The sequence below is a fragment of the Rhizobium sp. P1_C7 genome (assembly GCF_056406295.1).
Genome location: NZ_JBFUAL010000005.1, coordinates 245,608 through 269,803, shown reverse-complemented (window position 1 = coordinate 269,803; position 24,196 = coordinate 245,608). Strand labels below are relative to the sequence as shown.

At 60.6% G+C, this 24,196-nt stretch carries 21 protein-coding genes; 10 read left to right on the top strand and 11 right to left on the bottom strand.

All coding sequences use genetic code 11. From position 1 onward, the window contains the following. Nucleotides 1–96: 96 nt before the first annotated feature. The 4 genes from AC1D2R_RS10055 to AC1D2R_RS10040 all read right to left on the bottom strand — a co-directional run bounded on the left by AC1D2R_RS10055 (nt 97) and on the right by AC1D2R_RS10040 (nt 7,878). Nucleotides 97–774, bottom strand: coding sequence for a peroxiredoxin-like family protein (locus AC1D2R_RS10055; RefSeq protein ID WP_477967133.1), 678 nt, complete (start codon nt 772–774; stop codon nt 97–99). A gap of 116 nt (nt 775–890) precedes the next feature. Continuing rightward, on the bottom strand, nt 891–4,142 hold the full coding sequence (locus AC1D2R_RS10050) for an adenylate/guanylate cyclase domain-containing protein (protein WP_477967132.1): 3,252 nt from the start codon (nt 4,140–4,142) through the stop codon (nt 891–893). A gap of 137 nt (nt 4,143–4,279) precedes the next feature. Beyond that, nucleotides 4,280–5,731, bottom strand: coding sequence for a hypothetical protein (locus AC1D2R_RS10045; RefSeq protein ID WP_477967131.1), 1,452 nt, complete (start codon nt 5,729–5,731; stop codon nt 4,280–4,282). Nucleotides 5,732–5,811: 80 nt separating this feature from the next. Continuing rightward, nucleotides 5,812–7,878 (bottom strand): putative bifunctional diguanylate cyclase/phosphodiesterase, encoded by a 2,067-nt coding sequence (locus tag AC1D2R_RS10040; RefSeq protein ID WP_477967130.1) that lies wholly within the window; start codon nt 7,876–7,878, stop codon nt 5,812–5,814. A gap of 335 nt (nt 7,879–8,213) precedes the next feature. Here AC1D2R_RS10040 and AC1D2R_RS10035 point away from each other — a divergent pair, with 335 nt between their 5' ends. From AC1D2R_RS10035 to AC1D2R_RS10015, 5 genes are all read left to right on the top strand, one after another. Further along, on the top strand, nt 8,214–8,822 hold the full coding sequence (locus AC1D2R_RS10035; protein ID WP_477967129.1) for a 50S ribosomal protein L25/general stress protein Ctc: 609 nt from the start codon (nt 8,214–8,216) through the stop codon (nt 8,820–8,822). A gap of 183 nt (nt 8,823–9,005) precedes the next feature. Continuing rightward, a complete protein-coding gene (locus tag AC1D2R_RS10030; protein ID WP_477967128.1) occupies nt 9,006–11,366 on the top strand; it encodes a putative bifunctional diguanylate cyclase/phosphodiesterase in 2,361 nt (786 codons plus the stop codon). Between the two features lie 22 nt (nt 11,367–11,388). Beyond that, entirely contained in the window at nt 11,389–12,108 is a 720-nt protein-coding gene (locus tag AC1D2R_RS10025) for a substrate-binding periplasmic protein (protein WP_477967127.1), read from the top strand. Nucleotides 12,109–12,201: 93 nt separating this feature from the next. Further along, a complete protein-coding gene (pth, locus tag AC1D2R_RS10020) occupies nt 12,202–12,918 on the top strand; it encodes an aminoacyl-tRNA hydrolase (protein ID WP_477967126.1) in 717 nt (238 codons plus the stop codon). A 3-nt stretch (nt 12,919–12,921) separates the two neighbouring features. After that, nucleotides 12,922–13,374 (top strand): N-acetyltransferase family protein, encoded by a 453-nt coding sequence (locus tag AC1D2R_RS10015; protein WP_477967125.1) that lies wholly within the window; start codon nt 12,922–12,924, stop codon nt 13,372–13,374. Between the two features lie 4 nt (nt 13,375–13,378). On the opposite strand, the gene clpS is transcribed toward AC1D2R_RS10015, so the two are convergent. After that, nucleotides 13,379–13,690, bottom strand: coding sequence for an ATP-dependent Clp protease adapter ClpS (clpS, locus tag AC1D2R_RS10010; RefSeq protein ID WP_477967124.1), 312 nt, complete (start codon nt 13,688–13,690; stop codon nt 13,379–13,381). A gap of 192 nt (nt 13,691–13,882) precedes the next feature. On the opposite strand from clpS, the gene ychF reads away from it, so the two are divergent. Next, nucleotides 13,883–14,986 carry a redox-regulated ATPase YchF gene (gene ychF / locus AC1D2R_RS10005; RefSeq protein WP_477967123.1) on the top strand — a complete coding sequence of 368 codons (1,104 nt, stop codon included), beginning with the start codon at nt 13,883–13,885 and terminating at the stop codon, nt 14,984–14,986. Nucleotides 14,987–15,114: 128 nt separating this feature from the next. Here ychF and AC1D2R_RS10000 read toward each other — a convergent pair whose 3' ends face one another. After that, nucleotides 15,115–16,194 (bottom strand): hypothetical protein, encoded by a 1,080-nt coding sequence (locus tag AC1D2R_RS10000; RefSeq protein ID WP_477967122.1) that lies wholly within the window; start codon nt 16,192–16,194, stop codon nt 15,115–15,117. An 80-nt stretch (nt 16,195–16,274) separates the two neighbouring features. Here AC1D2R_RS10000 and AC1D2R_RS09995 point away from each other — a divergent pair, with 80 nt between their 5' ends. Next, entirely contained in the window at nt 16,275–16,745 is a 471-nt protein-coding gene (locus AC1D2R_RS09995; protein WP_477967121.1) for a MaoC family dehydratase, read from the top strand. Further along, nucleotides 16,742–17,209, top strand: coding sequence for a MaoC/PaaZ C-terminal domain-containing protein (locus AC1D2R_RS09990; protein WP_477967120.1), 468 nt, complete (start codon nt 16,742–16,744; stop codon nt 17,207–17,209). Before AC1D2R_RS09995 ends, AC1D2R_RS09990 begins: the two co-directional genes overlap by 4 nt. Nucleotides 17,210–17,216: 7 nt before the next feature. On the opposite strand, the gene AC1D2R_RS09985 is transcribed toward AC1D2R_RS09990, so the two are convergent. The 4 genes from AC1D2R_RS09985 to petA all read right to left on the bottom strand — a co-directional run bounded on the left by AC1D2R_RS09985 (nt 17,217) and on the right by petA (nt 20,636). After that, complete coding sequence (locus tag AC1D2R_RS09985; RefSeq protein ID WP_477967119.1) at nt 17,217–17,759, bottom strand: adenine phosphoribosyltransferase; 543 nt, start codon at nt 17,757–17,759, stop codon at nt 17,217–17,219. A 115-nt stretch (nt 17,760–17,874) separates the two neighbouring features. Further along, nucleotides 17,875–18,741 (bottom strand): cytochrome c1, encoded by an 867-nt coding sequence (locus tag AC1D2R_RS09980; protein ID WP_477967118.1) that lies wholly within the window; start codon nt 18,739–18,741, stop codon nt 17,875–17,877. Between the two features lie 25 nt (nt 18,742–18,766). Then, nucleotides 18,767–20,044 carry a cytochrome b gene (locus tag AC1D2R_RS09975; RefSeq protein ID WP_477967117.1) on the bottom strand — a complete coding sequence of 426 codons (1,278 nt, stop codon included), beginning with the start codon at nt 20,042–20,044 and terminating at the stop codon, nt 18,767–18,769. 13 nt (nt 20,045–20,057) lie between these two features. Beyond that, nucleotides 20,058–20,636, bottom strand: a complete 579-nt coding sequence (gene petA / locus AC1D2R_RS09970) for a ubiquinol-cytochrome c reductase iron-sulfur subunit (RefSeq protein WP_477967116.1) — start codon at nt 20,634–20,636, stop codon at nt 20,058–20,060. Between the two features lie 284 nt (nt 20,637–20,920). Here petA and AC1D2R_RS09965 point away from each other — a divergent pair, with 284 nt between their 5' ends. Further along, a complete protein-coding gene (locus AC1D2R_RS09965; protein ID WP_477967115.1) occupies nt 20,921–21,853 on the top strand; it encodes an endonuclease/exonuclease/phosphatase family protein in 933 nt (310 codons plus the stop codon). On the opposite strand, the gene AC1D2R_RS09960 is transcribed toward AC1D2R_RS09965, so the two are convergent. Next, entirely contained in the window at nt 21,809–23,728 is a 1,920-nt protein-coding gene (locus tag AC1D2R_RS09960; protein ID WP_477967114.1) for an ABC transporter ATP-binding protein, read from the bottom strand. The genes AC1D2R_RS09965 and AC1D2R_RS09960 overlap by 45 nt on opposite strands. Before the next feature lie 162 nt (nt 23,729–23,890). Here AC1D2R_RS09960 and AC1D2R_RS09955 point away from each other — a divergent pair, with 162 nt between their 5' ends. After that, nucleotides 23,891–24,133, top strand: coding sequence for a hypothetical protein (locus tag AC1D2R_RS09955; protein ID WP_477967113.1), 243 nt, complete (start codon nt 23,891–23,893; stop codon nt 24,131–24,133). The last annotated feature ends 63 nt before the right edge of the window (nt 24,134–24,196 follow it).

The following is a 24,196-nucleotide window of genomic DNA, read 5'->3' as shown; positions in this document are numbered from 1 at the left end:
TGCCGCCCGTGAGGCAGGTGAACAGCGCCCCAGTTGACGCTTATTCCACCGGTGATGTTGGCGACCATCTCATCGCGCCTGACATGAGGTGACCGGCTAGGCGGCGATATGCGACGCTGCGGACATCACCTCTTGCGGAGCCGGCACGCCAAACAGACGCCGCCCATCGTCTACGACCTCGGTGAAACACCAGCGGACGACGCCGTCGCGGTCGAGCAGGAACTCGCCGATGAGCTGTCCCTCGCCCGTGGCGATCATGCTGCGGTCGTCGTCGGTAAATTCGTAACCGTCCGCCGTGTCGAGGTATTCGATGGCAGCCATCGCGCCCATCGGCTCCGGCAGATCCGGCAGGTCGACGCGCATGGAGGTGAACGCATCGAGACTGACCTTGTAGGGCCATGCCGTCTCTGACTCCGTAAATTCGACGTTCGGAAGCCCGAAGGCGCGGTGCGATATCCGGTCGGGATCCGACGCCGCAAGCAGGTTGGGAATCGGGTGATACCGGAAATAGAGGCGAGCGCGCTCTATCGGCGTATTGACGATCGTCAGGCTTTCCACGCCCTTCGCTTGCAGGTCCCCCGCCAGACTTGCCATGGCGGCGATCTGCCGTCTGCAGAACGGGCAGTGCAAGCCGCGAAACAGACCGACCAGAACCGGCTTCTGCCCGCGAAAATCGTCTATCGATATTTTGCCCTGGCGCGTGATCGCGTCGAGAATGACGTTGGGCGCGCGATCGCCCGGCTGCAAGGGTCTGTCGCTCTGGATCTCCGGCATGTCATCCTCCTTCACATGTTCGCCAGGCGCACTGCGCGTCGGTGGGGAAAAGGTCTGGGCGCCGACCGCCGGCAGGCATCGAACTGCCCCATTCGGGCAAGACCAACGGCGTCAGTTCAGTCAAGAAAAGGCAACACCACCAAAGCATCCGGATCCAGACCGTGTTTGGCGCAAACATCCTGAGCCAGTGTAAAATACCGCTCGGCCTCCGCCATATCGTCGTTTTCCAGGTTCAGCGTCGCCAAGCCATCATAGCATGGAAACAGCAGTTGCGGCTCGCCAATTTCGACTGCGAGCTTCAGCGCCTCCTCGTAATAGTCGCGCGCCAGTTTCGGCTGGCCATGACATTGATATATCTGTCCAAGCACGATCAGCGGCACCGCCAGATGATCGCGCTGGTCGAGTGCCCGGTCGATCTCGATCGCCCTCTCGGCAGCCGGGACGCCCTCCTTGGCGCAATTATCCGTGAACGTGCAGCAAGCGACCGCAAGGTTGGCATAAAGCCGCGCCTGAAAGGCGAGATCGGCGATATGCGTGGCCACCTCAAGCCCTCGCCGGCAGACCTGTATCGCACGTGCCGGATCGACAATCGTGTAGAGCACGCCGAGATTTGCGTAGGCACGGCAGGCTGCCCCCAGCAATTCTGCCTTCTCGGCAACCTCAAGGCTTCGCTCGACCTCGCGCAGGGCGTCGCGGTGATGTCCAAGACGCGCGAGCGCCACCCCCTTTGTGTTCAGCGCCTCAGCACGCACCTGCGCCGCCTCCGAGGTCACGCAATCGGATGCATCGAGGCAGGCGAGTGCTTCGTCGGCGCAGCGCGCGGCTGCGCGTTGGTCGCCCATGCGAAAGGCAAGATGCCCCCGCTCCTGCAGCAGATGCGCAAGCTCGATCGGCGCATCGCTCCGGCTCAATAGCACGGCCGCCTCCGCGAAATCGTCATTGGCGAGATCCCGCCTGCCCGCGTCCAGATGGAGACGCCCAAGCTTGCGTAGGATTCTTGCCGCAGCGGGCAGGTTGCCGGCATCACGGAAGATCGCCAGCGCCAGCCCGTAGTGATCGCGTGCATTGTCCCGGTTTCCGGCGGGACCGTAGAGGTCCGCAAGCCGCTCAAGCAGATCTAGCCGCTGCGGCAGAGTCGCGGCATTATCCGCAATGGCCGCAAGCGCTTCTCGGTAGAGGCGAATGGCGTCATCGTTCGCGTAAGTCTTGCGCGCAAGGTCGCCCGCCGCCGTCAGGTAACGGGCGCCGCTGTCGATTTCACCGGCGAGGCACAAGTGCCGGCCGAGTAACGCAATGTCCTCGAGCCGCAACGGCGACCCCTCATGCAGGATCTCCATCGCGTGCCCGATCCGGGCATGCAGTTCCTTGCGCCGCTGCAACAGGAGGTTCGCGTAAATGACATCATGCAACATGGCCTGCGTAAAACGATAGGAGCCGGCAGTCTTCGCCGGATCCCGACTGACGTCTTCCAGAATCTCCGCCTCGCACAAGAAATCCAGGCAGGGCTCGACGCGGGCGGGATCGGACGTGATCGCCCGCAACAGCGCGTCCTCGAAACGTGGTCCAATCACCGCGGCCTCCTGCGCCAGTCGCTTCACGTCAAAAGGCAGGCGGTCCACGCGGGCCAACAGCATCGCCTGCAGACTGATGGGAATCTCCGTTCCCATTTCGGCATCCGCGACGCTCCATCTCTCGCCATCGAGCCTGACCATTCCCGTTTCGATCAAACCCCGCACGATCTCTTCGATGAACAATGGATTTCCGCCCGCACGCATCAGGATGCGTGACCGCATGTCGGCGGGAACTGCACTTCCAGCACCGAAGAATTGGGTCAGCAGCTTTTGACTGTCGTCGAGAGACAGCGGCGCGAGCCGCAAGACCGTGCGACTGGTTCGGCTGGACGACAGACCTTCGCTCTCCTCCGACGAGCGGCCCGTGGTCAACATCATCAGGCGCGCCCGATCGAGCCTGTCGAGCACGAAACGCAATGCCTCGACAGAGGCCGTATCGGCCCAGTGCAGGTCTTCCACGACGAGCAGAAGCGGGCTCAGCGACAAGCGCCGTTCGATGATCGTGCGCGTGGCGTAGAGGATCTGGCGCCGCAGCTTTTCGGGTTCAAGATGGCGAAGCGCCTCGCCTGGATCGCCAAAGCCGAAGACGCAGAAGAGCAGAGGTGTCAAACCGGCGACATCCTCATCGGGAAAATGCAGATCGCGCAGCCCCGATGTGAGCAGCTCCACCGTCCTTTGTGGGTTCTCCCGCTCGGCAATCCCATAGGCACTGCGCAGCACGGCCGCCAAAGTGCCATAGGACTGCTCCCCGAGCGGCGAGCAGACGGCACGCCTGACAACGACATTCTGAAACCGAGCGTCGCCGGGAAGCCGCTCCAGGAAATCCTTGACCAGTCGCGATTTGCCGATCCCCGCCTCGCCGACGAGCTGGAGTAACTGCGCTCCGCCGCCGCAGGCAAGCTCCAGGCAATCGGCCATCCGCAGGAGTTCGCCATCCCGCCCGACGATGTCGGCATGCAGCCCGAGGCTCTCCAATCCGCGCACGGAATGCGGTGTCTCCAACGGTCCCACCAGCCGATGCACCTCGACATCCCCGCTCTTGCCGCGAAGCGCCCGTGCGCCGAGGCTCTCGAAGGCGAACGCATGTCGTGTCATCCGATGGGTCGTCGGCCCCACCAGGATTGCCCCCGCGTCTGCCAGCGATTGAAGTCGTTGCGCAGTATTCACGGTGTCACCGGTCACGGAATAGGAGCGCGACGCCGACGCTCCGAAGCCGCCGGTGACGACCGGCCCGGTATTGATGCCGATATGCAATTGCAGCGGAACCCCCTCCAGCGCCGGCCACCGGCGGCCGACGCGCTCGGCGCCCGCCATCATTTCGAGCGCGGAGCGCAGGGCACGGTCGGGATCGTCCTCATGCGCTGTCGGCGCTCCGAAGAGCGCCAGCAGCGCATCGCCCACAAACTTGTCGACGAAGCCGCCATAGGCCTCGACCGCGTGCGTCAGTTCCTCGAAGACTTCGTTCTGCAAGGCCCGCATGACCTCCGGATCGGTCTTCTCGCTGAGCGTCGTGAAACCGCAGAGATCGGCAAAGAGCACGGTCAACGGCCGGCGATCGGCACCTTCGTCGGGCGCCGGCGGAACCGGTTGCGGAACCGGTTGTCCGCGCTGGGTCGTGTCGCCGCCACGCGCACGCACGGAGGATCCCGCGATTGCATTGCCGCACTTCGGGCAGAAGGCGAAATCGGGCTGGCAGGCTTCGCCGCATACGGCACATGTGATCGGTTGCCGTGCGCCGCATTTCGGGCAGAACGCAAAGCCGCTCTCGATCGCAAAACCGCAGACGGTACACTTCATGGAACCGACCTCAGGACGCCGGGTGCCGCTCAGTCTCGGCTTTCATGCAAGGCGGACACCAGCGACGTACAATGGACCTGCCGCGCTGCCCCCGCAAGAGACGAGGCAGCGCCACTCAGGGTGCCGCGCCTTCCCGTTCAATCAGCACCTTTGACGACCTGTCCGTTGATCGTGATGGCGCCGTTGCGCGCGATGTCGATGTCCCACCGCTGGCGCCCATCAGGGTCTGCCTTGGCAAAACCCTTGGCCATCATCAGTCCGAAGGAGACCTGGTTGAGATCTGGACTGGTCTTGGCCAGCTCCTGGACGGCCGCGATGGTCTTGTCGAAGTCACGCGCCACGATCGACGCCTTCATGGAATATTCCTTCTTCGTTTTCGGATCACCCCGGATCTCGCCTGAGATATCGGCATCGTAGACGCTCGAAACCGCGGCAATCTTCGGAAACGCGACGACGAAATCGCGTCCTTCGACGAGCTTCTCAAACGCCCTCTCGCTTTCCTTGTCGGATGTGGGCGTGGAGAAATCGACCTTCAGCAGCTCCTCGCCAAAGGCAGCAAGATCCATGTCGGGAAGGGCCAGCTGCACCTGAACCGAATTGGGAACGAAGGCCGAATAGGCTGCCGGCACCAACGAACTGTCGACGCTGATCTGGCGCGCCGCCATGCCAATATCGAACCGCGTGGCATTGCTTGGCCCGCTCATCGCAACCGTATAGTCCAACGTCTTCGCGCCACCGTTCCCGGCGACGTTCGCGACCGTCAGGTTGTTGAGACTGATCGTTTCAGTGAGGCTCGTCATCAACGGAAAAGCCTTGCGGAGCAAGTTCTTCAGCATTTCGCTATCGGCACGCCGAAGCTTCTTGTCCCCAGCGTGATCGAGGCCGAAGATGACGATATCGCGAATTTCCTTTGCCGGCACACCGTTCACCGCAGCCGCAAAATCGACCGTGTCGGCACGGATCTCGACCGGTGGAACGTTCCGACCACTGATCTTCTCGACAAGCGCCGAGAGTGTTCCGCTGCCTGCGAAGTTCGTCCTCCCGGCGGATGCGCTCTGCGAGGAGGTAAGCTTGTAGCTGGAACTGTCAGTAGCGACGCTGACGTCCTCCGCATCGGTCTTGGACGAAAACCGCACCGCCTTCGACGAGAAATCGCCCGAGCGCAGATAGCTGATCGCCGGATCAAACAGGCCGCTGAAGACCAGCGAATCCACCGTGTACGTGAAATCGGTCTTCGGCTGGCCGGCCGCCGAAAAATGACCCGAGGCATTGAGCGAATTGTTACCCTCGACCTTCCAGAGGCCGCCATCCTGCGGCGTTGCGAATATCGACCACGGCGCAACGCCGCTGATGGCAAAATCCGCGGGATTGACGTTCTTCAGCAGCTTTTCGAGATCGTAGATGATCTCGTAGCGGCTCCCCGCGGGATTGACGGTGACAAAGCCATCCTTGCTCAACTTCTTCGGCAGCAGCCTCGTCAGATTTTTCTCGATATCGCGTGCGCCCTGCTGATTGATTTCGGCCGCCTGCCCGGCCGACAGCACCCCGAGAACGATGGCGCCCGTGACTGTTATGGTATTGAGCTTCATACCGGATTTCCCCCGTGGCGTTCATCGCACATGTGAAGTCGCTTAGGTTCGATGTCAACCCGCCAGCCCGCGCATGACGCTCAGGCGGCGGCGTTTCGTGACCCATTGTCAGCGGCCGAGGGCCGCCCGTTCACAATCGACTCGATGTCCTCACGCGGCGCCGGCCTGCCAAACAAGAAGCCCTGCACCTGCAGGCAGCCCTCCCGGCGCAGGAAGTCGATGTGCTCTTCGTTCTCCACACCCTCGGCGAGAACCGGAATATCGAGGCTCTGCGCAAGAATGAGAGTGGAACGTACGATGGCCGCCGACTGCTTGTTGGTGACGACACCATCGACGAAGGCGCGGTCTATCTTGATCTTGTCGAACGGGAAACTCTGCAGCGTCGAGAGCGATGAGTAGCCCGTACCGTAGTCGTCCATCGCCACTCTGACACCGAGCCCCTTCAGGCGTCGGATCGCATTCAGCGCATGCGAATGGTCGGCGACGATGCCGGATTCGGTGATCTCCAGCTCAAGGCGCGATGGCGCAAGGCCTGTGTCGATGAGGATCTGATAGACGATCTGCGGCAGACGGCTGTCGGCCAGCTGCTGGGCCGCGACGTTCACGGCAATTCGCAAGGGGTTCTTCCAGGTGGCGGCCTCCTCGCAGGCCTCGCGCAGAACCCATTCGCCGAGCTCCATGATGAAACCGGTCTTTTCCGCTATCGGAATGAATTCGCCAGGAGAAACATAGCCGCGCGTCGGATGGCGCCATCGCAATAGCACCTCCAGTCCGACGACCTCACGGCTGACCGTGTCATTCTGCTGCTGGTAAAACAGCAGGAACTCGTTGCGCTTCAGGCCCTCGCGCATTTCGATTGCCAAGGCGCTGCGCGCCCGCGCGGCCTCGTCCATCGAAGGGTCGTAGAAGCAGATGCTGCCGCCCACCGATGTCTTTGCCCGGTACATGGCGACATCGGCCTGCGAAAGCAGATCGTCGATCGTCTGCGCCCGATCCGGGAAGCTAGAGATGCCGATGCTCGATCCGACGCACAGCGACTGACCGTGCCACTCCACCGGCCGCTCGATCTCATCGAGCAAGCGCTGCGCCAATGCCGGAGCTTCCGACCTTGCAATGTGATCGCGCATGACGACGACGAACTCGTCGCCGCCAACACGGGCCGCAAATTGTCCCTTCCCGGTCACCGCGGTCAACCGCTCGCCGATCGCGCGCAACACCGCATCGCCTGCTGCGTGGCCATGCACATCGTTGATCTCCTTGAACCGATCGAGATCGAAACAAAGGACTGCGATACGATCCGTCGGGCCGCCAAGGTTCTTGGTCAGCGCCGGGAGATGTTCGTTCAATGCCGCCCGGTTCGCCAGATGGGTCAGCGGATCGTGAAGCGACAGATGGCGGTAGCGCGCAACCGCGGCCACCGTCGACTGCATGTCGATGATGTAGGTCGAAGCGCCGAGCAGTAGGATGATGATCATCACCGCCCCCACGAGGCTTGTCATGATCCCGACAGAGAGAATTTCAACCGGAACGGAAACGGCCGCATCGGGCACGATTGTCATGCCGGCCATGCCGACGAAATGCGTGGAGACGATGGCGAGGATCAGTGGAAGCGCTGCACCGCATTTGCTGAAGCGGGTCGTGGGTCGGGCGACGCGGTTCGTCACCAGCGCGCCGAAAGCCGCAGCGGTGATCAGCGAGCCAATGACATAGGCCCTGTTCCACTCGATATCGCCGGCAACCATGAAACCGGCGATCCCGACATAGTGCATCGCCGCGACGCCAAGGCCGACAATCGCGCCGCCGGCCTCGATCAGCGCGGTTCTCTCGCGTCGCAAGGAGGCAATGGTAAATCCGATCATCGCTGAACTGATCCCGATGAAGAGCGACAGCAGCGTCATTGCCGGCTCATAGCCCGACAGCGTCGGCGCATGATAGCCGAGCATGGCGATGAAATGCGTGGTCCAGATCGTCGCTCCACCGACAAAGCCGGACAGAAACAGCCAGTTGAGTCTCTGCAGGCCTTGGGTTCGCCTCACCTTGGAAAACAGCCGTACCGTCAACAGAGAACCGAGTACGCAAATCGTCGTTGCGAAAAGCAGATGCGGCAGGCTGTGTTCGACGGCGATACAGGAAATGATGCGGAGCATGCAGAAGGACCACGTTGATGTCGGCCCTTCATAGCGTTGCCGATGTTAGCAATCCTTAATTGCGCGCGAATTCCGGCCATATGGTTAAATGTTGACGACGCTATGCAACTTCTGAATTCTCCGGCACAACAACGCTCGCCAGCAGCTTGTCGGGACGCGGATACAGCTCGAAAGCCCGCCATCGCTTGCCTTTACAGAACAACTATACTATAGCGCACGCGTCCGCGCAGACACCCTTGGAGGCAACGCGGATGAGGATGGGGAAACCCGCCTCCAGTTCCGCGACAGGCATTTGCCACCGCGGGGCTCTCCAAATAACCTCGGAAGGAAAAGTCATGAGCCACGAAAGCTACGAGCTCAAGGCCGAGGCGCGCGAACGGGTTGGTAAGGGGTCCGCCCGTGAACTTCGCCGCAACGGTTTAATACCCGCTGTCATCTATGGTGACAAGCAGGCCCCGATTTCTATCGCTCTCAGCACCAATGAGGTGACGAAGCGCATCCACGCCGGCGGTTTCATGACCACCGTTGCAACGATCGACGTCGACGGCAAGAAGTTCAAGGTTCTGCCGAAGGACTATCAGCTCGATCCGGTTCGCGACTTCACGATGCACGTAGACTTCCTGCGCGTTTCGGCCAACACCCAGGTCACCGTCGAGATCCCGGTTCACTTCATCAATGAAGAAAAGTCCCAGGGCCTCAAGATCGGTGGCGTTCTGAACATCGTTCGCCACGAGATCGAAGTTCATTGCCCGGCTGATGCGATTCCGGAATTCTTCGACATTGACCTCAGCGGCAAGAAGATCGGCGACAGCATCCACATTTCCGAAGTCACCCTGCCGAAGGGCGTGACAACGGTTATCGACCGCGACTTCACGATCGCGACGATCATTGCTCCGGCAGCGGGCGTCGAAAGCACCGAAGAAGCTGGCGAAGCTGAAGCCTGATAGCTTCCAATAATTTGTAAAGCATAAGGCCCGCTTTCTCCTGAAAGCGGGCCTTTTCATTTGGGCGAAAGGGGCCGTTTCAGCAACATTTAATACATTTGGTGGAAGCATTTGGGACCGTTTACGAGGGATGCTGCGGCGGCAGCAAGCGGTAAAGAATGCGGCAAGGAGAAAACGGAACACATGCACCATTCCGTTCAGAATAGATTTCTAGCAATCGTTTGCGGGGCACTGCTTCTCTTCGTCGCGCCTCTATTTGTTCTGTTTCTCCTTCTGTCTTCCGAACGCGCAGAAAAAGAGATCCGCGACCACATCTCCGTTCTTCTTGTTGCCAATGCTCAGGCGCTGGCAAAACCCCTGTGGGATCTCGATGAGGACAGCGTCGCGCAGATCAGCGCGACCGTCGTTTCGCAAGGCGCAATCGTCAAGGTCCAGGTCCGGGATCAGTCCGGCCAGCTCGACGTCACGCAATCAACCATACCGAAATCATTCCGCGGCGAGCTTGTGCAGGTTTCGCGCGCCATCATCTACAATACGATCGACGGTCCGAAAAATCTCGGCAGCATCTCGGTTTTCTACCCCGCCCTCGGCCTCTTCTCCGGCATGAGGAGTGAAGAGATCGTCTTCATGTCGATCTTCGTCTTCGCCGTTCTCACCGTTTTCAGCGCAGCACTGATTGGCAACCGCATCTTCATCATCAGACCGCTGAAGCGCCTGATCGCAGCCATCGAAGCGACGCGCCAACTGGGCTCGCGCCATCATGTTGACTGGCACTCCAACGACGAGATGGGCCGCCTTGCGAGCAGCTTCAACGAGATGCAGTCCAAGCTCGAAAGCGAGGAGAAGGAGCTGAAGCTCGCCCATCGCCGCGCAATCGACATCTACGGCCTCACCCCGGCCATGCTGTTTTCGCTGGATGAGGATGATCGCATTACCGCCGTCAGCGACTACTGGCTCGTTGCCACCGGCTACGAACGGCCGGACGTCATCGGCGGCAGGTTCATCGATCTGGTCACCGCCAACACCCGCGAGACCTTTCTCAATCGCAGGAATGAGATTGAAAACGCGGCCGCCTTCGATGTGACCGTCAAATTTCTCTGCGCAGACGGTCGTGTCATGGACGTGCTGATCCTGGAATCCAGGGACGCCACAGGCGGCCACGACATGCTGTCGCTTTCGGTGATGACCGACGTCACCGAGCTCAAGGCTTCCGAGGCAAGAAACCATAGCCAGGCCATCAGCGACCACCTGACCGGTCTGCTCAACCGGCAAGGCTTCGAGCACGCGCTCGACGGAAAGATCCGGGATGCGGACACCACCGGCCAGGAACTTGCTTGTCTCTTCGTCGACCTCGACCGGTTCAAGTGGATCAACGACAATCTCGGCCATGCCGAAGGCGACAAGGCACTGCGCGAATTCGTCGACCGGTTGAAAGCCCATCTGGCACCATCCGACGAGGCAGCGCGCCTCGGTGGCGACGAATTCGCCATTCTGCTGCCGGCAAAGGACGCCGCCCGGCGCGCAAATGCCTTGGCCGAGCAGATCGCCTCGATATTCAGCGAACCGTTCGGCCCCGACCTGCACCTGAGCGCCAGTGTGGGAATCGCGATCTATCCGCGCCATGCCGCCAACGCGGCCGAACTGCTGCAGAAATCCGACATGGCGATGTACGCCAAGAAGCGTGACGGCAAGAACGGTGCGCAGATGTTCGACACCAGCATGCTCGATCATGCCCGCGCCCGCGCCGAGATCGAAAACTGCATCGAGACCGGGCTGGCCGATGACTGGTTCGAAGCCCATCTACAGCCGATCGTAAACCTCAGCGGCCGCGGGATCGCCGGTTTCGAAGCGCTGATGCGCCTCAACCATCCCCAGAAAGGATTGATGGCCCCGGCAGCGATCGTCAACGTCGCGGAGGAGACGTCGAAGATCGTCCGCGTCGGCAACGTCATCATGGAAAAGGCAATCTCCCACCTGGCCCGGATCTCGAAGCTGTCCGGCATGCAGGAGAGCTATCTCGCCATCAATTTCTCCCCACTGCAGTTTGAGCCCGCTCTTCCCGCGCGCCTAGCCTCTCTGCTCGGTCGTCATGGGATCCGCCCGGAGCGCATTGTCGTCGAAATCACGGAGGCTGTCCTGATGCACAACAATCCGGCGATCCGCGCGATCGTCAGCGAAATGCGCCGCTTCGGCTGCCGCATCGCGTTGGACGACTTCGGAACAGGCTATTCGTCGCTGAGCTACCTCAACCGCTTCCCTGTGGATATCATCAAGATCGACCAGTCGTTCACGCGTTCGATCAACGATGCCAATGCGGAGGTGCGCCACAAGAGCCGCATGCTGGTCGAGAGCATCACGACCCTCTCCCACAAGATGGACTGCACTGTCATCGCCGAGGGCATCGAAAGCGAAGAGGAATGCCGGACGCTCTGCGAAATGGGCCTGGACTATGGCCAGGGATATCTCTTCCATCGCCCTCAGAATGCAGAGCAGCTGATCCACCAGTTGACCGTCGCAACGATTCCGGTCGCCCGTGCTTCGTAAACGCCAAAAGGAAGGCCACACGATGAAACGCCTGCTGCTCCTTGCCCTTTTGTGCCTTCCTTCGTTTGCGTCGGCCAGTGCGGCGACTGTCAGCCTGCTCACGGAAGAATACCCACCCTTCAGCTACCGCGACGGCAAGGCGATCAAGGGCGCGTCCATCGAACAGATCGACCGGATGATGACCACGGCCGGGATCGACTACGCCGTCGAGATGATGCCTTGGGCGCGAGCCTATAGCCTCGCCCAAACCACGCAGATGACCTGCGTCTTCACGACAGCGCACAACGCCAAGCGCCATTCGATGTTCAAATGGGTCGAGCCGTTGCTGGTCGACGACAACATCCTGATCACAAGATCCGGCTCCGGCATACCCGCCATGAATCTTGAGGAAGCCAAGAAATACACGATCGGAACGCAGCGTGAGGACTATACCGAGACGGTTCTCAGAGAGAAGGGCTTCACCAAACTGGACGTCGCGACCGACTTCAATGCGACGCTTCGCAAACTTCTCAACGCCCGCATCGACATGATGCCGATATCCGAGATCTATTTCGACAGGCTGAAGACGGAACAGCCCCTTGAGAAGGTCGCGGTACTTACCTCGCAACTGATGGGAATTGCGTGCGAAAAGGGGTTTCCGGACGATCTTCTGGCGAGAATGCAGGCAGCCCTCGACAAGCTGATTGCCGATGGCACCCAGAAGGCCATCTTCATGAAATACGGCCTGCATCGCTCCGATTGATTTTCCTGCCCGCCCGCCAGCTTCTTGTGCTTGACTTTGCCGGCGTTTCGCGGTGGTGAACGGCGAGAGCATTTTGCAAGGAACGAACGAGCCATGCTGATCATTGCGGGCCTTGGCAATCCCGGCGGCAAGTATGCCGGCAACCGCCACAATATCGGCTTCATGGCCGTCGACGCCATTCATCGCCGTCACGGCTTTTCGCCGTGGTCGAAGAAGTTCAGGGCGGAAATCGCCGAGGGCGAGATCGCCGGAGAGAAGGTGCTGCTGATCAAGCCGCAGACATACATGAACCTCTCGGGCGAATCCGTTGGCGAGGCGATGCGTTTCTACAAGCTCGAGACAGCCGATCTCGTCGCCGTATACGACGAACTCGACCTGCTGCCGGGCAAGGCCCGCCTCAAGACCGGTGGCGGCCACGGCGGCCACAACGGCATCAAGTCGCTCGATGCTCATTGCGGCAAGGAATACCGCCGTCTTCGGCTCGGCATCGGTCACCCCGGCGTCAAGGAAATGGTGCAGCATCACGTGCTCGGCGATTTCGCAAAGGGCGACCGGGTGTGGCTGGAACCCCTCCTCGATGCTCTGGCCGACAATGCCGACATGCTGGTGCGGAAGGAAGATTCGCAGCTCATGAACAAGCTGGCGCTTGCAGTCGGCGGCAATGCCGAAGAGGAAAAGCCGAAGGCCGAGAAAAAGCCGGCCGCAAAGTCGCACATCCACCAGGCACGCAACAACAGCCAGCCGAAGCTGCCGGCAAGCGGCCCCATGGCCGACATGCTGAAGAGGATGTTCGGCAAGAAGGAAGAGTAACCGATGACCGGCGCGTCCTTTTCGATCCGCCCGGCCGTGGCGGGCGACCTCGAAAACCTGCTCGAACTCTATCGGCAACTCAATCCCGGCGATCCTGCGCTCGAATGCGCTGAGGCCAAGGAGCGCTTCGCCGCGATGCTGGCTCAGCCCGGCATGACCGTCTTCATGGGTGTTCTCGATGAGGCGCCGACATGCACCGTGACGTTGATTGTCGTCCCGAACCTCACGCGAAACGGCGCGTCATATGCCCTGATCGAGAATGTCGTCACGCATCGCGACCATCGAAAACGCGGCCATGCCGGCGCACTCGTTCGGCATGCCGCAAACGCGGCCTGGGGCGCAGGCTGCTACAAGGTCATGCTGCTGACGGGATCCGACGAGCCGGCCACGCTGCGTTTCTACGAGAGTTGCGGCTTTGTCCAGAACAAGACCGGTTACCAGATGCGCCGCCCCTGAGAGCTTACTCCTCCGGCTCGGTGGTGAACATCAGCGGGAACCCGGCCCCCTTGCCGAAATCCACCGCCTCTTTCGCCTTGGTCTCGGCAATGTCCCTGGCGCACACCACGACCACAGAGGTGCCGAGCTTGTGCGCAGTGAGCATCACCCGGTATCCGGTCTCCTCGCTCATGCGGAACACCACCTTCAGCACCGCGATCACGAATTCCCGCGGGGTAAAGTCGTCATTGACGAGAATGACCTTGTAGAGCTTCGGCCGTTCCAGCTTCGGCCTGGATCTGATTTTCGTTTTCACGGCAATATCGTTGTCACTCATCGGAAGTCCACCCGTTGATGACATGGGAAAGGCGAGCACATGCTCAGCCAGTTGTCTATATTGCATCGCGAGCACCAGTTTCAAGCAAAAGGCCGCATCGAACGCCACCGACATGCGCGAAAAGCTTGACCCGGAGGCGCCTTTTATCCCATAGGCACGACCAAGGAATTCAAAAACAGCAGGTTTCAGGCCATGGGCTTCAAATGCGGTATCGTCGGTCTGCCGAATGTCGGCAAGTCGACTCTCTTCAACGCGCTGACCAAGACGGCGCAGGCGCAGGCGGCGAACTATCCCTTCTGCACGATCGAGCCGAACACCGGCGAAGTCGCCGTTCCCGATCCGCGCATGCAGAAGCTCGCAGCAATCGCGGGCTCCAAGGAAATCATCCCGACCCGCATCTCCTTCGTCGACATCGCGGGCCTCGTGCGTGGCGCGTCAAAGGGTGAAGGTCTGGGCAACAAGTTCCTCGCCAACATCCGCGAAGTCGATGCCGTCGTGCACGTCCTGCGGTGCTTCGAGGATGACGACATCACCCATGTCGAGGGCCGTATCAATCCGGTCGGTGATGCCGACACGATCGAGACGGAGCTGATGCTCGCCGACCTCGAAAGCCTTGAGCGCCGCGTCGAGCAGACCCGCAAGCGCGCGGCCAGCAAGGACAAGGAATCACTGGCGCAGCTGCCTGTCATGGAAGCGGTCATCAAGCTCCTGAACGAGGGCAAGCCTGCGCGCCTGCTCCTGAAGACGCTGGCGCCCGAAGACATCGAGATCCTCAAGAGCCTCAACCTTTTGACCTCGCACCCGGTGCTGTATGTCTGCAACGTCGCCGAAGCTGACGCTTCCACGGGCAACGAGCACACCACAGTCGTGGCCGCCATGGCCAAGGAACAAGGCGCTGAGTGCATCATCATTTCCGCCGCAATCGAATCCGAAGTGGCACAGCTTCCTGAAGAGGAAGCTGTGGAGTTCCTGTCGGCGCTCGGCCTCGAAGAAGCCGGCCTCGACCGGCTGATCCGCGCCGGTTACCACCTGCTCGACCTGATCACCTATTTCACCGTCGGCCCCAAGGAAACGCGCGCATGGACGATCGTGCGCGGCACCAAGGCGCCGGCCGCCGCGGGTGTCATCCACACCGACTTCGAACGCGGCTTCATCCGCGCCTTCACCATCGCCTATGACGACTACATCAATTTCAAGGGTGAAGTCGGCGCCAAGGAAGCCGGCAAGGGCCGGGACGAAGGCAAGGAATACGTTGTCCAGGACGGTGACGTGATCCACTTCCGCTTCAATACCTAAAGCAGGCAGAAGCGACTGCCGCCCAGAGCAATTCCAGCAAAAGTGCGCAACGGTTTTGCGTCCGGACTTGCGAAGAAACGAAAAGACAGGGCATTTTCGCGATTTGAAGAAAAGCGGAAATACCCTGGCTATGCCGGCGGCAGTCTATTGCGAAGCGCAGCCGGCAGCCGGCGCATGACGAAGCGCCGGAGCGGCATCCATCCAGTGCCGATGACGAGTACGATGACGCCAACGGTCAGCAGCGTGACGAAGATATAGGTATCGACGCGCGCATTGCCTTGGCGGAAAATGCCGTAGAGCGCAAAGCCGAGCGACACGAGCCCGGATGTCACGAAGGCGCGACGGTCGATAATCAGCCCAACGAGCATCAGTGCTGCCACTGTCGCAACCACCACTGGCGTGCGGGAGGACGCCGTCTGCACCGGATCAAGCAGACTGTCGTTCAGCCCCGTCAGCGAGACGATGCTGTAAAGCAAGGCCGGCGCCGCGCCGAGATGCAGCCAGAAGGCAATGTCGGCGTTAACGGTGAGCCGAAGCCGATCCCGCAGGTCGAACCTCAAGGCTAGCGCGAAAAGACCGACAGCGCAAAGAACGGCAATCATCGACAGAACGCCGGTATGGTTGACCGCATACAGCGGGTCGCCGCTCAGCCAGCCAAGAGCGCGCAGAACAAGCTGCAGCACGACGACAAAAGCCCCCATGAGCGACAGCGCGTGGGCAAGCGGTATCCGGTAAAGCAGATAGAAGAGGCCGAGAACGACCGGGAAGGTCAGGGTGAACGCCAGCGCCGCGTTGTCGCCCAGTCCAACGATCGTAAGAGGGCCTTCCAGCCAGTTTGCAGAGATTACGACGGTCCAGATCGCAAGCGCGATCGTCAGCGCGACGGCTGGCAAGGCCAGCCTCTGCCTGCGAACGAGAACCTCCGCCAACAGAACGATGGCCGGCAACACGGCATAGACGGAAGCAAGGCCCCATAGCCCCGACAGCGCAACGACGATGCCGATAGTGATCAGTATGTCGTGGAAGCCGCGAACGAAGCTCGGCGTCTCCGTGTCGGAAAACGCCGCTCCCTCCCCTGTAATCACGGCCGGCTCACCGTCAACCTGCACACCGCGCTCGAGCAGAAACGGCAAAAGCCGGTCGGCGGCCTGGTGGGGAATCACCCCGTCCCGCTCGGCCTCATCGAGGATCGACTTTAGTCCACTCATGCTTGAAATCCCGCGCAATCATTGTGCCTGGCCGGAGGCTATTGTAATCCTTGTGAACTTCCTATGACGCGGAGACCAATTTGACCGATCAGAAGCTGACGTTCGAAGATTTCGAACTGGGGCGCACCTTCGCCCTCGGTCCGAAGACGGTGACCGCCGCTGAGATCATCGAATTCGCCCGTGAGTTCGATCCCCAGCCGATGCATCTCGACGAAGTAGCCGGTCGCGCCAGCATCCTCGGAGGTCTGTCAGCCTCCGGCTGGCACACCTCGGCCATGCTCATGCGGATGATGGCAGACAGCTTCATCCTCAACTCCCTGTCCCAGGGCGCGCCCGGCGTCGATATCATGGAGTGGAAAAAGCCGGTGCTCGCAGGAGACACGCTGGCGGGCTCATCGACGGTGACCGAAGCTCGTGCCCTGACCTCGAGGCCGGGTATCGGCATCGTCAAGTTCCGGCATGAAGTCTCAAATCAGAAGGGCGAGCTCGTCTGTGCGTCGGAGGGATCGATCATGTTCGCGACGCGCAACGCGTCGGAGGCCCGCCCATGATGATGTCGCAGCGCTATGCCTACGGAGAAAAGACCGATATCGGCAGTTACGTCTTCACGGCGGAAAGGATCATCGCCTTTGCCGCCCGCTTCGACCCTCAGCCGTTTCACCTCGATGCAGACGCCGCTCGCGACAGCCTGTTCGGCGGCCTCTGCGCCTCAGGCTGGCATACCTGCGCCGCCTGGATGCAGGTCTTCATGGCCTACTGGGAGGAGGAATGCGCCCGACTGAAGCGCGAGGGATCGTCCCCGCCGAAGCTCGGCCCCTCCCCCGGATTTCGCAGCATGCAGTGGCTGCGGCCGGTCTTCTCTGGTGAAGAGGTGCACTATTCCAACACTCTGCTCAACAGCCGCGCACTCGCGTCACGCCCCGGAATGCGGCTGAACACCATCCTTTCGGAGGGCATCCTCGAAGACGGGACGCCCGTCATCCGTTTCGAAGGCAGCGTTCTGGAGTTCGAATGATCGGGACTCAATGGCCCGAAAATTCGACAAGCGTGCGAACTTCGACGCCAAGCGCCTCGAGCTTCGCGCGTCCGCCGAGGTCGGGAAGATCGATGACGAAGCACGCCGACACGACTTCCGCGCCGATCTGACGAAGAAGCTGCGTCGCACCGACAGCCGTACCGCCGGTGGCGATCAGATCGTCAACCAGGATCACCTTCTCTCCCGGCTGCACGGCATCGCGGTGCATCTCCATCTCGTCGACGCCATATTCCAGGCTGTAGGCGATCCGCACGATGTCATGCGGCAGCTTGCCCTTCTTGCGGATCGGCACAAATCCGGCGGACAACTGATGCGCCACCGCCCCGCCGAGAATGAAACCGCGCGCTTCCATACCCGCGATCTTGTCAATCTTCAGGCCGGCATAGGGCTGAACGAGTTCGTCGATCGCCCGCCGGAAAGCACGTGGATTGCCGAGGAGCGTCGTGATGTCGCGAAAGATGATACCGGGCTTGGGATAGTCCGGAATGGAGCGGATGCTGGCAGCAAGCTCCGAGGTCGTATCGTTCATGCAAGATCCATATGTGCAGGGATTATGAGGTCGGCGCACCCTATCAATTGCGCTCGACGGAACCAACAAAAAAGGCGGCCACCGGGCCGCCTTTCGTGACACAGGAGCAATGCTCTCAGTGTTCCTTGTTCGCGTAGACCGACCGCTTCGTCAGGTAGATCAGGCCCGAAAAGATCAGCAGGAAGACCATGACCATGAAGCCGGTATGCTTGCGCGCAACCAGATGCGGTTCCGCTGCCCACATCAGGAACGCGGAAACGTCCTTGGCGTACTGGTCGACCGTCGCCGGCGAGCCGTCGTCATAAGTCACCTGGCCGTCCGAGAGCGGCTTCGGCATCGCCAAGACTGCGGCGGCATGGAAATAGGGGTTGTAATGCCCACCCTGCGGCAACTGGAAGCCAGCGGGCGGCTCTTCGTAGCCAGTCAGCAGCGAGTAGATGTAGTCCGGCCCACCTTCCTGGTACTGCGTGAAGATATCGAAGACGAAGCGCGGGAATCCGCGCTCGACTTCGCGTGCCTTGGCGATCAGCGAGAAGTCGGGCGGTGCTGCGCCGTTGTTGGAGGCAGCGGCCGCTTCGGCGTTGGCGAAGGGCGAGGGGAAGTAGTCGGAAGGAACCGCCTTGCGGGTATACATGTCCCCGCTGGCGTTCGGACCGTCCTGTACTTCGTAGTTTGCAGCGAAAGCCTTTACCTGCGCGTCCGAGTAGCCAAGGTCGCCCAGCGTGCGGAACGGCACAAGTTTCATGGAGTGACAGGCAGCACAGACTTCCGTGTAGACCTTCAAACCGCGCTGCAGCTGGCCCTTGTCGAAGTTGCCGAACGGGCCGGCAAAGGTCCAATCGACCTCCCTCGGTTCCTTCAGCGGGTAGTGCGGCGTCGCGGCTTCGTGATGTTCCGCAGGCGTGGCCTCTTCGGCGAAAGCTGCAGTGCCGAGACCGGCGGCGATTGCGAGCGACAGAATGCTTGCAACAAGCTTTTTCATGTTTTTATTCCCTCTCGTCGCCCGCTTATGCCTTGGCCGTTGCAGCCGCGGCAGTCTTGTTGCGCTTTTCAAGCACGGCTTCCGTGATCGAATTCGGCACACGGCGCGGCGTCTCGACGAGACCAAGAACCGGCATGACGACCAGGAAGAAGGCGAAGTAAAGGAGCGTACAGATCTGCGAGATCGTGGTGTAGAGGCCTTCCGCCGGCTGTGAGCCGAGCCAGCCGAGGATGATCGCGTTGATCACGAACAGCCAGTAGGCCAGCTTGTACCACGGACGGTAGACCGCGGAGCGGACCTTGGAGGTGTCGAGCCACGGCACAAAGAACAGGACGATGATCGCACCGAACATCACAAGCACGCCGGCAAGCTTCGAGTCGATCGGGCCGACGTTGAAGGTGATCGAGCGCAGCATTGCGTAGAACGGCAGGAAGTACCACTCCGGAACGATGTGGGCAGGCGTCTTCAACGGGTCTGCCGGGATGTAGTTGTCGGCGTGACCGAGGAAGTTCGGCAGGTAGAAGACGAAGTAGGCGTAGACGAGCAGGAAGATCGAAACGCCGAGCGCATCCTTCAGGGTTGCGTAAGGCGTGAAACGGACCGTGTCCGTCTTGGTCTTGACCTCGACGCCGGTCGGGTTCGTCTGGCCGGTGACGTGCAGTGCCCAGACGTGCAGGACGACAACGCCGGCAATGACGAAAGGCAGCAGGTAGTGCAGCGAAAAGAAGCGGTTCAGCGTCGGATTGTCGACCGCAAAGCCGCCGAGCAGGAACTGCTGAACCCATTCGCCGACCAGCGGGAACGCCGAGAAGAAGCCGGTGATGACGGTCGCGCCCCAGAAGGACATCTGACCCCAGGGCAGAACATAACCCATAAAGCCGGTCGCCATCATCAGGAGATAGATGAGAACGCCGAGGATCCAGAGAATTTCGCGCGGCGCCTTGTAGGAGCCGTAGTAAAGACCGCGGGCGATGTGCAGGTAAACCGCGATGAAGAAGAACGATGCGCCGTTGGCATGCATGTAGCGCAGCAGCCAACCGTGATTGACGTCGCGCATGATCTTTTCGACGGAGTTGAACGCAACCGTCGTTTCGGCGGCGTAGTGCATGGCAAGCACGATGCCGGTCAGCATCTGAACGATCAGCATGACCGACAGCATCGCGCCGAAAGTATAGGCATAGTTCAGGTTACGCGGAACCGGATATGCAACGAAGCTGTCATAGACGAGACGAGGCAACGGCAGGCGTGCATCGATCCACTTCTCAAGGCCGGTTGATGGCTCGTAGCTGGAATGGCCACTCATAAATCAGTCCCCCTCAACCGATCTTGATTACTTTATCGGAAACGAACGAAAAGGTCGGTATCGCCAGATTCTGCGGCGCTGGACCTTTGCGGATGCGGCCGGCCGTATCGTAGACCGAGCCATGGCAGGGACAGAACCAACCATTGTATTCGCCGGCCTGGCCGAGCGGCACGCAGCCGAGATGTGTGCACGAACCGATCATGACGATCCAGTTCGCCTTATCCTTGCCTGCCGAGCGATCGACGGCGGTGGCCGGAGCATCAGCAGGAAGGTTTGCGTTGCGGGCAACAGGATCCTTGAGGTCGGCAAGCGCGACGGCATCGGCTTCCTTCACTTCCTCGTCGGTGCGGTTGCGGATGAAGATCGGCTTGCCGCGCCACTTCGCCGTCAGCGACATGCCGGGCTCGAGGCTGGACACGTCAACTTCGATGGAAGCCAAAGCCAGTGTCGAAGCATCGGGGCGCATCTGATCGATAAACGGCCATGCGACCGCAACGGCGCCCACCGCGCCCGCCATCCCTGTGGTGAGATAAAGGAAATCACGGCGAGTGGGCTCGCTCGAGACCCCGCCTGTCGTTTCGTGTTCGCTCACGGCTTACAATCCTCTGCGCAATTTTCGCGGAACTCCGCCCATCCCCTCAAGGCGAAGAATCTGTCGTGACACGGTTCGAACATAGATTCCCCACCAATCCGGCGCGTTCTAAGCCTCATCGCAAATTATGTCCAGCCTTGGCAAGGGCATGTGGGCACAATGTCGCGGGAATTTTGAGTTGATTTTTTAAGACAATCACATGCTTGCAACATTGTTGCATTGCACCAAATCCTGGCACATGCTAGGTCGCCGGCATATTGTTATTCCACTCTCGGCACCCGGCGATGAAAGACACTTTGTTCTGTGTGGGGAGTGTCCTCGTGTCGCTGCTGCTCGCGGCGATATCGCTTCGATACGTGACGCACACGTGGCTCCTTGCCTTCGTCTACAGCTTTCAGGTCCATTTTGCGCTGGTGGCGCTGCTGGGAGCACTCCTGCTGTTGCTGCTAAAACGCCATTGGTTTGCCTATGTCCTGCTCGCCGGCGCCGTATTCTTGCTCGGGCACGGCATTGTCATGCTGAAAGCCTTCCAAGCAGATCCCGCGACTGCCGCCTCGCAGGAGCCATTCCGGCTGATATCCTTCAATATCGAGAACTTCAACTTTGAGAATGGAGCGCATATTGCCGACGCCGTGATCGCGTCCGGCGCCGACGTCGTCAACATCCTCGAGGCGCAGCCGGTGCGCCTTCAAATTCCACGCATGACACGAACATATCCCTATCGCATCGGCTGCGGCGTCGGTACGGACGGGTGCGATACGCTCGTACTCTCAAAGCGGCCATTCATCGAGACGTCAATCAGCAGCATCGGCGACCTCTGGCCGAACCGCCTTGTCAGGTCCGTGATCGATTTCGACGGCGCCAGAATTACCTTCGTCTCGGTTCACCTGGCCAAGCCCTATTTCGACGATTTCCAGGTGGAGGAACTCCTTGACTTGCGCGACGCGGTCGCCACGATCGAGGGGCCGTTCGTTCTCGCCGGGGATTTCAATTCGGCGATCATCGATCCGCACATTCAGCGTTTCGTCAGCACAGCGGGCCTCAAGACCGTTTTCCCTGAACCGGCCACCTGGCCGATCACGGCCGGTCGCCTCGGCATTGCCATCGATCATGTGCTCGCCCGCCCACCCCTTCGGTTGACCTCGGTCGAGCGGATGGACGACAGCATGGGCTCAAACCACTTTGGCCTCGTGGCCGAGATTGCCATCGACCGCTGACCGAGGGGTTGCCTCGTCGTAGTCGACGGCGAGAAACCCGCCTGACTGCCGCGCCCAGAGCTCCGCATAGAGGCCGCCTTGTTGAAGCAGCGCCTCGTGCGTGCCATCCTCGATGATCTTTCCTTCGTCCACGACGATCAGGCGATCGAGAGAAGCAATCGTTGAAAGCCGGTGTGCGATCGCAAGGACAGTTTTTCCGTCCATGATCCGGTTGAGGTTTGACTGGATGGCCTCCTCGACTTCGGAATCCAGCGCCGAAGTCGCTTCGTCGAGCACAAGGATCGGCGCGTCCTTCAGCATGACGCGGGCAATGGCGATACGCTGGCGCTGCCCTCCGGAGAGTTTGACGCCGCGTTCGCCGACATGGGCGTCGAAACCTCGTCGCCCCTGCTGATCCTGAAGCCGTTCGATGAAGTCGAGCGCCTCGGCACGACGAGCAGCCTCGAGGAGCCTTCCCTCGCCCGCGTCGGGGCGCCCGAACAGAATGTTGTCGCGCACGGAGCGGTGAAGCAGCGACGTGTCCTGGCTGACAACGCCGATCTGCATGCGCAGCGTTTCCTGCTTGACGGCGGCAATATCCTGACCGTCAACGAGAATGCGCCCGCCCTCGAGATCGTAGAGGCGCAGAAGGAGGTTTACGAGCGTCGACTTCCCCGCCCCGGAACGGCCGACGATACCGACCTTCTCGCCGGGGTGGATGGTCAGCGAAAAATCGTCGATCACGCCGTTGGTGCGGCCGTAGTGGAACGAAACATTCTCGAAGCGAATGCCCGGCCGGCCGACGACGAGATCCGACGCATTGAGTCGGTCGACCAGCCCCAGCGGCTGTGAGATGAGTTCGGCCGCGTTCTGGATCGTGCCGAGGTTGCGCATGATGCCGTTGAACTGTGTCATCAGCCGTCCGAGAAGAAAATTCAGCCGCAGCACCAGTGCCAGCGAGAAGGCCACGGCGCCGGAAGTGACGAGGCCCTGCAGCCACAGATGCACGCTGAGCCCGGCCATCATCACGATCATCACGCCGGAGAGAAGCGCCATGGAAGCGCGCACGCCCGTGATGAAGCGCGTGAAGCGAAGGACGGTTTCCTGATAGAAATCGAAGCCCCGCCGCATGTATCGGTCGGTTTCCTCGTCTCTTGCAAACAGTTTCAGCGTCTGGATGTTGCTGTAGGCATCGACCATGCGGCCATTCAGCATCGAGGCGGCTTCCGCCGTTTCGCGGGAATGAAAGCGGATGCGCGGCACGAAATACCGCGCAAGAAACCCGAAGGCGCACAGCCAGCACAGAACGACGATTGCCAGCGAAAGATCGAGCCGCGCGACCAGGAAAAGCGTGGTGGCCGCATAGATCCCGACGAACCACACGCTCTCCATGAGCGAGGTCACCAGATCGCCGGTCGCCTGGCCCGCCGACCACACCTTGGTCACGATGCGCCCGGAAAAATCGCTCTGAAAGAAGGACAACGACTGCCTGGAGACGTGCAGATAGGATTGCCAGCGCGCCAGATTGTAGAAGCCCGGCGTGATAACCTGCTGATCGACAAGCGCAATCAGCAGCGCAATGACGAACCGGACGATGCCGATCAGAATGAGCATGACGGCAAGTTCGGTACCGTGGGCCGCCAGAAGACCGCTCCACCCATCGGCGGGCGAAATAGTCGCCAGAATATCCACGACGCGCCCGACGAACCAGAAGAGCGCCGCTTCGATCGCCGCGGACATGCCGCCAAGCACCAGCATGGCGATGAACGGCGCCTTTGCCTGGCCAATATAGAAGGAGATAAATCCGCGCGTCGAACGCGGCGGCTGAATATTGTCGCGCGGTCGGAAGGGATCGATCCAGTTTTCGAAGGCACTAAAGATTCGATTCAGGAGCATATTTGCGATATAGGCTTATATGCCGGAACGGGAAAGGAATGGGCCCGCCGGAAAAGCCTCATATTTTCGTAACAATCGGTAACATCAGCGGCATCGCCGTTGAATGAAGCAGAACTCGCCACAATCTCGGAGTACCATAGTTTTTCATGGGAGACGGCCGCAATGCAAACAAGGACGCTCGTGTCGAGTATTCCGCTGCCGTTGGCGGAGAGGCTTGACGCGATTATCGAACAGCTTGAACTTCCCTATGATGACGTCATTGCCGACGCCATTGCCGCGTGGATCGACCGCGAAGAAGAGCGGCGCCTCATGGCGTTGCGCGCCCTCGCATTCGCCAACAGCATGGCGGTCGAAGGTCACCGCATCATCGACTGGGCAGATAGCCTTTCGGCCGATCGGCACTGATTGAGCCGGCCCATCAAGTAAACGCCCTCCCGATATCCCAGGGAGGGCGTTTTGCGTTTACGG

Excerpts from the sequence above, each read along its gene's own strand:
- AC1D2R_RS10055 (WP_477967133.1), bottom strand. The coding sequence starts at position 774 with ATGCCGGAGATCCAGAGCGACAGACCCTTGCAGCCGGGCGATCGCGCG.
- AC1D2R_RS10050 (WP_477967132.1), bottom strand. The coding sequence starts at position 4,142 with ATGAAGTGTACCGTCTGCGGTTTTGCGATCGAGAGCGGCTTTGCGTTC.
- AC1D2R_RS10045 (WP_477967131.1), bottom strand. The coding sequence starts at position 5,731 with ATGAAGCTCAATACCATAACAGTCACGGGCGCCATCGTTCTCGGGGTG.
- AC1D2R_RS10040 (WP_477967130.1), bottom strand. The coding sequence starts at position 7,878 with ATGCTCCGCATCATTTCCTGTATCGCCGTCGAACACAGCCTGCCGCAT.
- AC1D2R_RS10035 (WP_477967129.1), top strand. The coding sequence starts at position 8,214 with ATGAGCCACGAAAGCTACGAGCTCAAGGCCGAGGCGCGCGAACGGGTT.
- AC1D2R_RS10030 (WP_477967128.1), top strand. The coding sequence starts at position 9,006 with ATGCACCATTCCGTTCAGAATAGATTTCTAGCAATCGTTTGCGGGGCA.
- AC1D2R_RS10025 (WP_477967127.1), top strand. The coding sequence starts at position 11,389 with ATGAAACGCCTGCTGCTCCTTGCCCTTTTGTGCCTTCCTTCGTTTGCG.
- pth (WP_477967126.1), top strand. The coding sequence starts at position 12,202 with ATGCTGATCATTGCGGGCCTTGGCAATCCCGGCGGCAAGTATGCCGGC.
- AC1D2R_RS10015 (WP_477967125.1), top strand. The coding sequence starts at position 12,922 with ATGACCGGCGCGTCCTTTTCGATCCGCCCGGCCGTGGCGGGCGACCTC.
- clpS (WP_477967124.1), bottom strand. The coding sequence starts at position 13,690 with ATGAGTGACAACGATATTGCCGTGAAAACGAAAATCAGATCCAGGCCG.
- ychF (WP_477967123.1), top strand. The coding sequence starts at position 13,883 with ATGGGCTTCAAATGCGGTATCGTCGGTCTGCCGAATGTCGGCAAGTCG.
- AC1D2R_RS10000 (WP_477967122.1), bottom strand. The coding sequence starts at position 16,194 with ATGAGTGGACTAAAGTCGATCCTCGATGAGGCCGAGCGGGACGGGGTG.
- AC1D2R_RS09990 (WP_477967120.1), top strand. The coding sequence starts at position 16,742 with ATGATGATGTCGCAGCGCTATGCCTACGGAGAAAAGACCGATATCGGC.
- AC1D2R_RS09985 (WP_477967119.1), bottom strand. The coding sequence starts at position 17,759 with ATGAACGATACGACCTCGGAGCTTGCTGCCAGCATCCGCTCCATTCCG.
- AC1D2R_RS09980 (WP_477967118.1), bottom strand. The coding sequence starts at position 18,741 with ATGAAAAAGCTTGTTGCAAGCATTCTGTCGCTCGCAATCGCCGCCGGT.
- AC1D2R_RS09975 (WP_477967117.1), bottom strand. The coding sequence starts at position 20,044 with ATGAGTGGCCATTCCAGCTACGAGCCATCAACCGGCCTTGAGAAGTGG.
- AC1D2R_RS09965 (WP_477967115.1), top strand. The coding sequence starts at position 20,921 with ATGAAAGACACTTTGTTCTGTGTGGGGAGTGTCCTCGTGTCGCTGCTG.
- AC1D2R_RS09960 (WP_477967114.1), bottom strand. The coding sequence starts at position 23,728 with ATGCTCCTGAATCGAATCTTTAGTGCCTTCGAAAACTGGATCGATCCC.
- AC1D2R_RS09955 (WP_477967113.1), top strand. The coding sequence starts at position 23,891 with ATGCAAACAAGGACGCTCGTGTCGAGTATTCCGCTGCCGTTGGCGGAG.